The sequence below is a fragment of the Streptomyces profundus genome (assembly GCF_020740535.1).
GTDB lineage: Bacteria > Actinomycetota > Actinomycetes > Streptomycetales > Streptomycetaceae > Streptomyces > Streptomyces profundus.
This window is the reverse complement of the sequence record NZ_CP082362.1, coordinates 75773-88592: the sequence shown is the minus strand read 5'-3', so window position 1 is coordinate 88592 and position 12820 is coordinate 75773. Positions and strand designations below refer to the sequence as shown.

Genomic DNA, 12820 nt, shown 5'->3' with positions numbered 1-12820 from the left:
CCCCTGACCACCCCCGTCGTTCGGCCCGCGCGCACCACTGTCGGACCCCGGTGGCACACTGAGTGACATCCCACCGGGGCCGGCCCGGTGACCGACGGGAGGTGGCGCGACGGTGCGGCTGCTGCACACCTCGGACTGGCATCTGGGCCGCTCCTTCCACCGGGTCGGCCTCCTCGCGCACCAGGAGGCGTTCCTCGACCACCTGGTGGAGACCGCCGTCGCCGAACGGGTCGACGCGGTGCTGGTCGCCGGGGACATCTACGACCGCGCCGTGCCCCCGCTCTCCGCCGTGCGGCTCTTCGACGACACGCTGCACCGGCTCGCCGCGCACGGCGTGCCCACGGTGATGATCTCCGGGAACCACGACTCGCCGCACCGCCTGGGCGTCGGCGGCCGGCTGCTGGAGCGCGCCGGCATCCATCTGCGCACCCGCCCCGAGGACTGCGCCACCCCCGCGCTGCTCCACGACGCGCACGGCGAGGTCGCGCTCTACGGCCTGCCCTATCTCGAACCCACCCTGGTCCGCGAGTCGTTCGGCGTCGCCAAACCCCGGCACGCCGCCGTGCTCGGCGCCGCGATGGAGCGGGTCCGCGCCGATCTGGCCACCCGCCCCGCCGGCACCCGCTGCGTGGTGCTGGCCCACGCCTTCGTGACCGGCGGCCAACCCTCCGACAGCGAACGGGACATCACCGTCGGCGGCGTCCAGTCGGTGCCCGTGGACACCTTCGCCGGCGTCCACTACGCCGCGCTCGGCCATCTGCACGGCTGCCAGACCCTCACCGACCGGGTCCGCTACTCCGGCTCCCCCCTGGCCTACTCCTTCTCCGAGGCCGGCCACCGCAAGAGCATGTGGCTGGTCGACCTCGACGCGGCGGGAGCGGTGCGGGCCGACCGCCTCGACTGGCCCGTCCCCCGGCCGCTGGCCCGCCTCCGGGGCCCGCTGGAACACCTCCTCACCGCACCGGAGTTGAGCGACCGGGAGGACTCCTGGGTGGAGGCCACCCTCACCGACCCGGCCCGCCCGGAGGAGCCCATGGCCCGCCTCCTCGGCCGGTTCCCCCACACCGTCAGCCTGGTCTTCGCGCCCGAACGCCCCGCGGACCGGGGCCCCGCCTCCTACGCCGAGCGGCTCGGCGGGCGCACCGACCAACAGATCGTCGAGGACTTCGTCGCCCACGTCCGGGGCGGCCAGGGGCCCGACCGGGCCGAACGCGCCGCGCTGCGCGCCGCGTTGACCGCCAGCCGCCGCCAGGAGCCCGAGCGTTGAGACTGCACCGGCTCACCGTCACCGCCTTCGGCCCGTTCGCCGCCACCCAGCACGTCGACTTCGACCGGCTCTCCGCCGCAGGACTCTTCCTGCTGCACGGGCCGACGGGCGCCGGCAAGACGTCCATCCTGGACGCCGTCGCCTACGCCCTCTACGGCTCCGTGCCCGGCGCCCGCCAGGGCAGCGGCCTGGCCCTGCGCAGCGACCACGCCGACCCAACCACCCCGACGGAGGTCGTGCTGGAGCTGACCGTCGGCGACCGCCGATGGGAGATCACCCGCCGGCCCGAGCAGCTCCGCCCCAAACGCAAGGGCACCGGCACCACCAGGGACCGCGCCAGCGCCCTGCTGCGGGAGCGCCGCACCCCCGGCGGCGACTGGGAGCCCGTCAGCCGCTCCCACCAGGAGATCGCCGCCGAGGTCGGCGATCTGCTCGGCATGAGCAGGGACCAGTTCTGCCAGGTGGTCCTGCTGCCCCAGGGGGACTTCGCGCGCTTCCTCCGCTCCAGCGCCGAGGACCGCGCCAAACTGCTCGGCCGGCTCTTCGACACCCGCAGGTTCGCCTCCGTCGAGGCGCATCTCGCCGAGCTGCGCGCCCGCGCCGCCGAGCGCGTCCGCACCGGTGACGAACGGCTGCTGGCCGGCGCCCACCGGGTCCGCCAGGCCGCGGGACCACACCCCGACCTGGCCGACCACCCCTGGGCGGGGCTCGGCCCGGGCGATCCCGAACTCGCCGACCGCGTCCTGGAGTTCGCCGCGCTGGCCCGCTCCGCCGCCCGCGAGCGGCACACCGTCGCCGGCAGCGCCCTGGCCTCGGCCGAGGAGGCCCACGCGCGGGCCCAGCTCCAGCACGCCGAGACGGTGGAGCGCGCCCGCCTCCAGCAGCGGTACGCCGAGGCCACCGCCCAGGCCGCCGCGCTCGCCGCCCAACAGGGCGAACGCGAGGCCGCCACACGGGAGTTGGCTGACGCGCGAGCCGCCGACCTGGTGGCGCCCGCGCTCCGGCTCAGGGAGCTGGCCGACGCCGAACACCGCTCGGCGGCCGACGCCGAACGCCGCGCCCGCGCCGCCCTCGCCACCACCGGCACGCCGGCCCTCGACGTGCCAGCCGACCGACTGGCCGCCGAGGAACACGCCGTGCGGGAGCGGCTCGGCGCCCTCACCGCCGCCGAGGCCGCCGAGCGGCGCGCCGAGCTGATCGCCGCCGAACTGACCACCATCGCCGAACGCGACACCGCCGACCAGGCGCTCCTCGACGCCAGCGAGCGGCGCCTCGCCGACTGGCCAGCCACGCTGGAGCGGCTGCGCCAGGAAAGGGAACGCGCCAGCGCCGCCGGCGCACGCCTCAGCGAGCTGGCCGAACGCGTCGCGGTGGCCGAGGCCCGGCTGGCCGCCGCCCACGAGCGGGACCGGCTCGCCGCGCTGCTTCCCGCCGCGCGCGAGAGCGCCCTCACCGCCCGCGAGGAGGCCACCGCCGCCTTCGAACACTGGCTGCGCCTCAAGGACCGCCGACTCGCCGGCATCGCCGCCGAGTTGGCGGCCGAGCTCGCCCCCGGCGAGCCCTGCGCCGTCTGCGGCTCGCCCGACCATCCGGCGCCGGCGCCCGAGCCGGCAGACCGCGTCGACCACACCGCTGAGGAGACGGCCGAGGCCGCGCACCGGGCCGCCGAGGCCGCCAGGGAGTCCGCCCAGCGGCAGCAGGCCGACCTCGCCGCCGAGCACGCGGCGGCCAGCGCGGCGGCGGGCGCCGAGCCCGCCGCCGCGCTCGGCGAGCGGCTGCGCGCCGCCCGCGCCGAACACGCCCAGGCCGGCGCGGCGTTCGCCGCCGAGCCGGCCGCGCACGCCGCCCTCGGCGCCGCCGAGCGGGAGCACGCCGAGCTGACCGCCGCCCGCCAGGCCGCCGAACGCGACCGCGCCGCCCGCGCCGCGCACCGCGCCGTGCTGGCGGCCGAACACGCCGCGCTCGCCGCCGAGATCGACCGCGCCCGCGCCGGCGCGCCCAGCGTCGCCGCGCACGCCGCCGCCCTGGCCCGCCGCGCCGAGCTGCTCGCCGCCGCTGGCGCGGCGGCCGGCGCCGCCGCCGACACGGCCGCCCGTCGCAAACGGGCGGACGCGGCCCTCGCCGACGCCGCCTACGCGGCCGGCTTCGCCCACCCCGAGGCCGCCGCCACGGCGCGGCGCGGCCCGGCCGAACAGCGCGCCGTCGAGGAGCGCCTGGCCCAGTGGCGGGCCCGCGAAGGAGCCGTCGCCGCCGCGCTGGACGACCCGCGCGGCGCCGCCGCCGCCGAAGGGCCGCCCGCCGACCCGGACGCCGCCCTGGCCGCCCTGGAGACCGCCACGAACCGGCTGCGCGCGGCCTCGGCCGCCGACGCGGGCGCCCGCCAGCGCTGCGCCGAACTCGACACGCTCGGCGCCATGTTGGCCGACGACACGGCCCGGCTCGCCCCGCAGCGCGAGGAGAGCCGCCGGATCGCCGGCATCGCCCAGCTCACCGCCGGCACCTCGCCGAGCAACGAGTACCGGATGCGCCTGGAGACCTATGTGCTGGCCGCCCGCCTCGAACAGGTCGCCGAGGTCGCCAGCCAACGGCTGCACCACATGTCGGCCGGCCGCTACGCGCTGATCCACTCCGACGACCTGGCCGCCCACCGGGCCCGTTCGGGGCTCGGCCTCAAGGTGCTCGACGCCTGGACCGGCCGCGCCAGGGACACCGCGACGCTCTCCGGCGGCGAGTCGTTCTTCGTCTCCCTGGCGCTGGCCCTCGGCCTGGCCGATGTGGTCTCGGCCGAGGCCGGGGGCCGCCGGCTGGACACCCTCTTCATCGACGAGGGCTTCGGCAGCCTCGACGAACAGTCCCTCGACGAGGTGCTCGACGTGCTGGACGGGTTGCGGGAACACGACCGCCATGTCGCCATCGTCAGCCATGTTCCCGACCTGCGGGCGCGCGTCCCCAGCCAGCTGGAGGTGGTCAAGACCCGCCGGGGCTCCACCGTCAGGCACCACACCGTTCCCGCCGCCAACTGACCGGCCGCCGCGCGGGAGGTGCGACGCCGCTACAGCGCGGACAGCTCCGCGACCAGATCGTCCAGGCCCAACGAGCCGAGCGAAAGCGCCGCCATATGCCACTTCTTGGCGTCGAAGCCGGCGCCCCTGGCCTCCCTGGCCGCGTCCCGGCCGCGCAGCCAGGCGCGTTCGCCCAGCTTGTAGCCGATCGCCTGCCCCGGCGCGCCCAGATAGCGCACCAGCTCGCTGCCGACGAACTCGGGCGGCCGGCCGCTGTGCCGCTGGAAGAACTCCTCGGCCAGCTCAGGCGTCCAGCGCTCCCCGGGGTGGAACGGGGCGTCCGCCGGGATCTCCAGCTCCAGGTGCATCCCGATGTCGATGATCACCCGCACCGCGCGCAGCATCTGGCAGTCCAGATAGCCGAGCCGCGTCTCCGCCGTGTCCAGATAGCCCAACTCGTCCATCAGGCGCTCCGCGTACAGCGCCCACCCCTCCATGTTGGCGCTGACCCCGCCCACCGTCGTCTGGTACCGCGACAGCTCGTCCGCCACCAGCACCCACTGCGCCAGCTGGAGATGGTGCCCAGGTACCCCCTCGTGGTACCAGGTGGACACCAGGTCGTACACCGGGAACGAGGTCTGCCCCATGGTCGGCAGCCAGGTGCGGCCCGGCCGGGAGAAGTCCAGGGAAGGGGCGGTGTAGTAGGGCGCGGCCGAGCTGCCCGACGGCGCGATCATCGCCTCGACCCGCTTGATCGGATCGGCCAACTCGAAGTGGGTGCCGTCCAGTTGCTCGATCGCCTCGTCCATCAGCCGCTGGAGCCAGACCCGCACCTCCTCGACGCCCTCCACCACGGTGCCCTGGGTGTCCAGGTGCCGCAACGTGTCCCACGGGTCGGCACCGGGCAGGATCCGGTCCGCCTCGCGCACCATCTCCGCGCGTAGCCTGTGGAACTCGGACCACCCGTAGGCATACGCCTCGTCCAGATCCAGATCGGTGCCGTTCCAGTACCGCGCCCAACGGGCGTAGCGCTCCCGGCCCACCACGTCGGGCGCCCCGGCCACCCGCTCGGCGTACACGTCCCGCAGCCAGTCCCGGAGTTCGGCCACCGCCCCCGTCGCCAGCGCGGCGGCATCGTCCAACTCGGCGCGCAGCGCCTCGGGTCCCGGGGCCACGAACCCGGCGAACCAGCTCCCCTCGGGCGACAGCCACTCGTCCAACAGCTCCACCCGCTCCGCCACCTGGCGCGGACCGGCCGGCAGCCCCCGCTCCACCCCCTCGGCCAGCGACGCCCGATAGCCGGCCAGCGACGCCGGCACCGCGCGCAGCCGGGCGGCGATGTCCGACCAGTCCGCCGCCGTCGCGGTCGGCATGATGGTGAACACCGAACGCACCGAGTGCACCGGCGACAACAGGCTGCTCACCGCGCGCAGCTGCTCACCCGCCTCGTGCACGGCCAACTCGGCCGTCAACCGCTCCCGCAACAGCCGCGCGCAGCGCCGCTCGCCCGCGGCGTCGGCGCCCGGCGCCCGCTCGGCCTCGGCCAGCCGGGCCAGCGTGTGTCGGGCCAACTCGGCCTGTTCGGCCAGCCCCTGGGGTGAGTAGTCCGGAAGCCGGGTGGAACTCCCGGGGGCGCCGAGATAGGTGCCAATGATCGGATCCAGTGCGATCAGCTCGTCCACATAGACGTCGGCAAGCTGGCGCGGAAGCACGTTGCTGGTGTCTGCCATGCCCCCATCCTGGTACGCCGACGCCCGTTCGTCACCAGGCCCCCCACCCCGGAAGGAACCCTCCGCCGCACGGGCCCCGGCCACCGGCTGAGTCCGGCACCAAGGCTCAGGGCCGCGGCTCCGGCTCGGCCGGGCCCACCGCGTCGGCCAGCCGTGCCGACACCACGAGGCTGCCCGCGTCGGCGTGGTGCGTGAGCGGCAGCCCGGTGGCCCGCATCGTCTCCAGCATCGCCGCGTTCGACGCCTCGGTGACCGCGTAGACGCTCGCGCAGCGCCGCGCCCAGGCCAGCGCCAGCAGCGTCCGCAGCAGCGCGCCGCCGATGCCCCTCCGCTGCCAGGCGTCGGCGACCAGCAGCGCCACCTCGGACTCGTCCTCGTCCCACAGCACATGCCCCAGGCCGACCAGCTCGCCGGAGGCCAACTGGGCGGCCACACTGCGGCCGTGACGTCCCCCCAACAGATGCCGCAGATAGCCGTCGGCCTCGCCGGCGCCACCCGGGTAGCGGCGCGCCAGAGTGCCGGGCGAACAGCGCTGGTGCAGCGCCAGAGCCGCCGTCAGATCATCGGCCCCCGCCGGTCGGAGCCACACGCGCTCCCCACCGGCCAGGGCCGCCTCGGTCAGCGCCGTGCCGTGCCGTGTGGTTGCGGCGGAGAGGCCAGGCGCGTGGCAGCCACGTCCCGACTGGTAGCCGTTCACCCGCGCGGGCGGTGTCGCGCGGGGAAGGCGGAGCGTCGGTCGCGGAGTGTCCCACTCATCCATGTCTGCACTGTCGTCCCGAGTTATTGCCTGGTCACGAACGTGCTGTGACCGACGGGTAAAGGACCCTCACCGAGGGCCCCTCAACCCCCCTGACTGTGACCGCCGTCACGGAGAACTCGCAGGTAGGGCCCGGAACGAGACCGGAGGGAGACCATCCGCTCACAGCCCGCCCGACACCCGGAGCACCGCGCCCGTGGTGTAGGAGGCGTCCGGCGACAGCAGCCAGGCCACCGCCCCCGCCACCTCGTCGGGCCGCCCTGGGCGGCCCAGCGGGATCCGCTCGGCGACGCGCCAGGGGCGCTCCGGATCGCCCATCGCCGCGTGCATCCCGGTCAGGATCAACCCCGGCTGCACCGAGTTCACCCGGATCCCCTCGACGGCCAACTCCTTGGCCAGGCCCACCGTCAGACTGTCCACGGCGGCCTTGGTCGCCGCGTAGTGCGGGTACTCGCCCGGGGACCCCAGGGTGGCCGCCGCCGACGAGATGTTGACGATCGCCCCGCCGGCGCCGCCGTGCCGCGTCGACATCGCCAGCGCCGCCCGCCGCGCGCACCACAGCGTACCCAGCACGTTGACCTCCACCACCCGCCGCATCACCTCGGGCGGGGTCTCCGTGAAACGGCCCAGCGGCCCGGTGATCGCCGCGTTGCTGACGAGCCCGTTCACCGGGCCGAGCGTCTCCTCCGCCGTCGCGAACAGCCGCTCCACATCGGCCTCCACGTCGATCTCGCCGCGCACCGCGACGGCGGCCCGGCCCAGCGCCCGCACCCGGTCGACCACCGCCTCGGCCGACGCGTCGTCGTTCCGGTAGCCGATCGCCACATCGTGGCCCTCCTCGGCCAGCCGGACCGCCACCTCGGCGCCGATGCCCCGGCCGCCTCCGGTCACCACCGTCACCCTCGACGCCGTGGCCCGCCGTTCTTCACCGCTCATGGACGTCACCCTAGCCATAGGGCGGACTTGGTCTTGACCAAGGTGCGCACTGACCCTAAAGTCCAGATACGCAACAACCTTTCATAAAGGCCCTGTTCGGTGATCACCGCCAGCTCCGGTCCAGGTCAGGCCGGTGCGGCGGGGTAGGGGAGGCGCAGGTGGGCACCACCACACGACGAGCCGTGGCCCGGCGGGGCGCGGCGCCGGCCGAGCCCAAGCACTGGCAGCTGCGCACCGCGCTCACCGACGCGCTGGACGCGGAGTTCAGCGTCGGGCAGGTGCTGCCGGACGAACGCACCCTCGCCGCCCGGTTCGGCGTCGCCAGAGCCACCCTGCGCCAGGCGCTGGACCAACTGGAGCTGGAGGGCCGGCTCCAGCGCCGCCGTGGCGTCGGCACCACGGTCGCCCCGCCGCGCGTCGGAGTGGACGTCAGCCCCGCCCGGCAGGCGTGGCCCGGCGCCGACGACGACCCGTGGACGGTCACGGGCCGCGCCCTCGTCCGACCACCGGCCGCCGTCGCCGGGCCGCTCGGCGTCGACCCCGCCGGGCTGCTGCCCGTGGTGCTGCGCGACCTGGTCGCCGACGGCCAGCCGGTGGCGACCGAGCGGCTCTACGCACGGCCCACGCCGCCGGCCGACGAGACGGTGACCGCCGAGGAGCTGCTGGCGGCGCTGCGCCGCCAGCCCCTCGAAGGGCAGGACCGCGCCGTCGAGTTGGGCTCCGCCGACGCGCGGCAGGCCCGGGACCTGGACCGGCTCCCCGGCTCCCCGGTGCTGCTGGTCACCACCCGCTACACCACGGCGGGCCGCGTCGCGGCCCTCTCCCTCGCCACCTACCGCGCCGACACCTGCCGCCTCACCTTCGGCGACCAGCCCCTGACCCTCACCTGACCGGCTCCGCCGGGTGGAAAGCCACCCACCGACACCGGCCCGTTCGCGCTCCGCACGGCGGGCTCCGCCCGGCGGCCGGGGACACGGCGGGCGTCGTGCTTCGCACGAGGGACCGGCTCGCCACTGCGCGCGTGCGCGGCGCCAGGCCCGCCCTCGGCGGGCCGGCCCGCCGGCCCGGGGCCGAGAGCCGGTCGCCGCCGGCCCGTCCGTGCTGCGCACGGCAGATCCTCCCGCCGGACCGGTTCAGGCGCCGCGCGCGCCAGGTCTGCTCCCGGCCTGTCCGGCGTCCTCCTGGCGGTTTCTCCCGGGCTCCGCCCGTGAACGCGCCGAGTCACAGGGTGCTTTGGCCTGGCGGTCTGCCTCCGGCCGGTGCCGTGCTTCGTTTGCGGCGGGCCGACCCGCCGGTGCCCGGGTGGCGCCGCGCGGAGGCGTCCGTGCCGGTAGGCGGGTGGCGCTGCGCGCGCTGGCGCGCATGTCCGTGCCGAACGCTGCGCCCCCGCCGGACCGCTCCCGCGCTGCGCAGCAGTACGCGGAACCGCCCGCCGGGGCGCGGGTGTCCGTGCGCGCGGGGCACGGCGTCAGGAGGTTTCCGGTCCCTCCGTCCGCAGCCCCGCCAGGAGGGTACGTCGGGTGTCGAGTGCCGCGCCCGCGCGGCGGCCCCGGCCGGAGAGGTGCTCGCCACCCCCGGGCTCGGGGGCGCGCCCCCGGCCGAACGTCCGCGTGTGCGGACGCGCCGGGGCGTTGCCTGCCCGGCCGGCCAGGCCACGGCTAGGCCACCGTGAAGAGTTCGGCTTCGAGGCGGTCGAGGGCGAGGCGGACCGCGCCCGTGGCGACGGCGGCTGGGCCGAGGGCCGAGGCGACCACGCGGGGTGGGCGGAGGCAGAGGCGGTCCAGCTCCCGCCGCAGCGGCTCGACGACGGCCTCCAGGCCGGTGGCCCAGCCGCCCACCACCACCAACTCGGGGTCGAGGGCCAGCACCAGCGCCGTCACATCGTGGGTCAGCCGTTCGACGAACCGGGCGACCGCGTCGCCGGCCCGGGGATCGCCCGCCCTGGCCTGGGCCAACACCCGGGCGACCGCACGTTCGTCCAGCGGGTCGACGGGGGTGCCGGCCGTGGACAGCAGCCGTTCGGGGGTGGCCAGCCGGCCCAGCAGGTGGAGCGCGCCGATCTCGCCGGCCGCGCCCGCGTGCCCCCGGTGCAGCCGCCCGCCGATCAGCGAGCCCGCGCCCGGGCTCAGCCCGGCCAGCACCATCACCACATCGTCGGCGCCGACCGCCGCGCCCACCCAACGTTCGCCCAGCACCGCCGCGTTGGCGTCGTTCTCCACCAACACCGGGGCCTGGAACGACTCGCCGAGCCGTTCGCCCAGCGGCAGCCCGGTCCAGCCGGGCAGGGCCGTGCACAGGGCCACGGAACCGTCGTCCGCCACGATGCCAGGCGTGCCCACGGCCACCGCGCGCAGGGCGGGCGCGGCGACGTCGTACCGGCCCAGCAGCTCCCCGGCCGCCGCCGTCACCCGGGCCAGCCGGTCGTCGGCCGGGGCCCGCGTCGAGACGGCCCGGCTCACGCCGCCCAGCCGGCGGCCGGCCAGATCGGCCAGCACGGCCGACACCCGGCGGCTGCCCACCTCCACGCCCAGCAGCCGGCCGGCCTCGGCCCGGAAGCGGAACCTGCGCGCCGGCCGGCCGAGCCGCCGGGCGCCCGGCGGCGCCTGCGAGGTGGTCTCGGCGACGAGACCGGCCCGCGTCAGCCCGTCAAGGACGCCCTCGACGGTGGGCCGCGAAAGCCCCGTGACCCGGGCCAGATCGGTCAGTGAGCACGCCGGCTCGGCGGCCCGCAGGGCCCGCAGCACCGCCGCGGAGTTGATCCTGCGGAGCAACGACGGGTCCCCGCCCATCAGTTGACCCACCCGCGCCTCCCGCCTGCGCCCTCGGCGACCGCCGTCCCCGACGAGCCGTCCCTCTGGCTGTCCCTACAGAATCGCCCCCGGCGCGTACCCCGCCGCCGCCGGATAGCGTGCCACCACCTCGTCGACCCGCGCCACCACGGCCGCCACCTGATCGCCCGCCGCGCCCGTGAAGGAGAGCCGGTCGGCCATCAGCTCGGCCAGGCCGGCGCGGTCCAGCGGAATCCGCTCGTCCGCCGCGAGCCGGTCCAGCAGCTCGTTCTGCTCGGCGCCCTCGCGCAGCCGCAGCGCGGACGCCACCGCGTGCTCCTTGATCACCTCGTGCGCGGTCTCCCGGCCGACGCCCGCCCGCACCGAGGCCATCAGGACCTTGGTGGTGGCCAGGAACGGCAGGTAGCGGTCCAGCTCCCGGTCCACCACGGGCGGGAAGGCGCCGAACTCGTCCAGCACCGTCAGCATCGTCTCCACGAGCCCGTCGAACGCGAAGAACGCGTCGGGGAGCGCCACCCGGCGCACCACGGAGCAGGAGACGTCGCCCTCGTTCCACTGGTCGCCCGCCAGCTCGCCGGTCATCGAGGCATAGCCGCGCAGCACCACGGCCAGGCCGTTGACCCGCTCGCAGGAGCGGGTGTTCATCTTGTGCGGCATCGCGGACGAGCCGACCTGGCCCGGCTGGAAGCCCTCGGTCACCAGCTCCTGCCCGGCCATCAGCCGGATCGTCTTGGCCAGCGACGAGGGCGCGGCGGCCAACTGCGTCAGGGCGGTGACCACCTCGTAGTCGAGCGACCTCGGATAGACCTGCCCCACCGAGCCGAAGACCTGGCCGAACCCCAGATGCCCGGCGACGCGGCCCTCCAGCTCCGCCAGCTTCCGCTCGTCCCCGCCGAGCAGGTCCAGCATGTCCTGCGAGGTGCCGACCGGGCCCTTCACACCGCGCAGCGGGTAGCGGGTCAGCAGCTCCTCCAGCCGGCAGAACGCGACCAGCAGTTCGTCCGCGGCGGAGGCGAACCGCTTGCCCAGCGTGGTGGCCTGCGCCGGCACGTTGTGCGAGCGGCCGGCCATCACCAGCGTGGCGTGCTCGGCGGCCAGCCGCCCGAGACGGGCCAGCACCGCCACCGTCCTCTCCCGCGCCAGCTCCAGGGAGAGCCGCAGCTGGAGCTGCTCGACGTTCTCCGTCAGATCGCGGGACGTCATGCCCTTGTGCACCTGCTCGTGGCCGGCGAGCGCGTTGAACTCCTCGATGCGGGCCTTCACATCGTGCCGGGTGACCCGTTCGCGCTCCGCGATGGAGCCCAGGTCCACCTTCTCCAGCACCCGCCGGTAGTCCTCGACCGCCTCCGGGGGGACGGCCACCCCCAGATCGGCCAGGGCCGTCAGCACGGCCAGCCACAGCCGGCGCTCCAGCACGACCTTGTACTCGGGGGACCAGAGCCTGGCCAGCTCCACCGAGGCGTAGCGGCCGGCCAGGACGTTCGGAATGCGCGGCTTGTCAGTCACGTCACCGGATTCTACGGCCCCTTCTCCCAGGCCAGCGGCGTGAGGTCGGGCCGCTTGGCCAGCCGGCCGTCACCGGAGGAGCGCCCGGTCAACCGGCGGCCGATCCAGGGCAGCAAGTGCCGCCTGGCGAACCGGAGATCGGCCGCCCGGCGGGCGTACCAGCGGCCAGGGGCGGTGGCCGGCAGCGGCTCCTCCCAGGCGAACGTGGGCTCGCCGCCGAGCCGCTGCCACACCGCCTCGGCCACCCGGCGGTGGCCGTCGGAGGTGAGATGCAGCCGGTCGTCGGCCCACATCCGGGGGTCGATCAGGGAGGGCGCCGCGTAGAGGTCGACGACCAGCGCGCCGTGGCGTTCGGCGATCTCGTCGATCACCGTGTAGAGCTGCTCCATCCTCGGCCGGTAGCGCTCCAGCACCGGGCCGTTCCGCCCCGGGGTGCGCATCAGCACCAGCTGGCGGCAGTTGGGCGCCAGCCGGGCCACCGACCGCTCCAGCAGCGCGCAGACCGCCGGCACGTCGCAGCGCGGGCGCAGCACGTCGTTCAGCCCGCCGACCAGCGTCACCAGATCGGCGCCCATGGCCTCGGCCACGGGCACCTGGTCGTCGGCGATCTGCCGCATCAGCTTGCCGCGCACCGCGAGGTTCGCGTACTGGAAGTCCTCGCGCCCCTCGCCGAGGCGTCGGGCGAGCCGATCGGCCCAGCCCCGGTAGGTGCCGTCGGGCAGGGCGTCGGACATGCCCTCCGTGAACGAGTCGCCCAGGGCGACAAAGCTCTTGATCGCACGGAGGTCCGGGAGGTCGGGGAGGTCTGCTGTCTCGTGCATGGCGACGCCCAT

At 75.8% G+C, this 12820-nt stretch carries 9 protein-coding genes; 3 read left to right on the top strand and 6 right to left on the bottom strand.

Translation table 11 applies throughout. From position 1 onward, the window contains the following. Positions 1-112 precede the first annotated feature (112 nt). Together K4G22_RS00410 and K4G22_RS00405 are read left to right on the top strand one after the other, a co-directional pair. A complete protein-coding gene (locus K4G22_RS00410) occupies positions 113-1267 on the top strand; it encodes an exonuclease SbcCD subunit D (RefSeq protein WP_228077564.1) in 1155 nt (384 codons plus the stop codon). Continuing rightward, positions 1264-4290, top strand: a complete 3027-nt coding sequence (locus K4G22_RS00405; RefSeq protein ID WP_228077563.1) for an AAA family ATPase — start codon at positions 1264-1266, stop codon at positions 4288-4290. Before K4G22_RS00410 ends, K4G22_RS00405 begins: the two co-directional genes overlap by 4 nt. Positions 4291-4319: 29 nt before the next feature. On the opposite strand, the gene K4G22_RS00400 is transcribed toward K4G22_RS00405, so the two are convergent. The 3 genes from K4G22_RS00400 to K4G22_RS00390 form a co-directional block, all read right to left on the bottom strand. Then, positions 4320-5999: a DUF885 domain-containing protein gene (locus K4G22_RS00400; RefSeq protein WP_228077562.1), complete on the bottom strand. Its 1680-nt coding sequence runs from the start codon at positions 5997-5999 to the stop codon at positions 4320-4322. Positions 6000-6105: 106 nt separating this feature from the next. Then, the gene (locus K4G22_RS00395) at positions 6106-6759 is read right to left on the bottom strand and encodes a GNAT family N-acetyltransferase (RefSeq protein WP_228077561.1); all 654 of its coding nucleotides are present in this window, start codon (positions 6757-6759) and stop codon (positions 6106-6108) included. A gap of 159 nt (positions 6760-6918) precedes the next feature. After that, positions 6919-7692: an SDR family oxidoreductase gene (locus K4G22_RS00390; protein ID WP_228077560.1), complete on the bottom strand. Its 774-nt coding sequence runs from the start codon at positions 7690-7692 to the stop codon at positions 6919-6921. Between the two features lie 158 nt (positions 7693-7850). Here K4G22_RS00390 and K4G22_RS00385 point away from each other — a divergent pair, with 158 nt between their 5' ends. Further along, positions 7851-8582: a GntR family transcriptional regulator gene (locus K4G22_RS00385; protein WP_228077559.1), complete on the top strand. Its 732-nt coding sequence runs from the start codon at positions 7851-7853 to the stop codon at positions 8580-8582. A gap of 768 nt (positions 8583-9350) precedes the next feature. Here K4G22_RS00385 and K4G22_RS00380 read toward each other — a convergent pair. From K4G22_RS00380 to K4G22_RS00370, 3 genes are all read right to left on the bottom strand, one after another. Next, on the bottom strand, positions 9351-10493 hold the full coding sequence (locus tag K4G22_RS00380; protein ID WP_228077558.1) for an ROK family transcriptional regulator: 1143 nt from the start codon (positions 10491-10493) through the stop codon (positions 9351-9353). 63 nt (positions 10494-10556) lie between these two features. Beyond that, a complete protein-coding gene (gene purB / locus K4G22_RS00375) occupies positions 10557-11987 on the bottom strand; it encodes an adenylosuccinate lyase (protein ID WP_228077557.1) in 1431 nt (476 codons plus the stop codon). Between the two features lie 11 nt (positions 11988-11998). Continuing rightward, on the bottom strand, positions 11999-12808 hold the full coding sequence (locus K4G22_RS00370) for an SGNH/GDSL hydrolase family protein (protein WP_228077556.1): 810 nt from the start codon (positions 12806-12808) through the stop codon (positions 11999-12001). Positions 12809-12820 lie beyond the last annotated feature (12 nt).

Coding starts and splice junctions, on each gene's coding strand:
- K4G22_RS00400 (WP_228077562.1), bottom strand. CDS start 5,999: ATGGCAGACACCAGCAACGTGCTTCCGCGCCAGCTTGCCGACGTCTAT.
- K4G22_RS00395 (WP_228077561.1), bottom strand. CDS start 6,759: ATGGATGAGTGGGACACTCCGCGACCGACGCTCCGCCTTCCCCGCGCG.
- K4G22_RS00390 (WP_228077560.1), bottom strand. CDS start 7,692: ATGAGCGGTGAAGAACGGCGGGCCACGGCGTCGAGGGTGACGGTGGTG.
- K4G22_RS00370 (WP_228077556.1), bottom strand. CDS start 12,808: ATGCACGAGACAGCAGACCTCCCCGACCTCCCGGACCTCCGTGCGATC.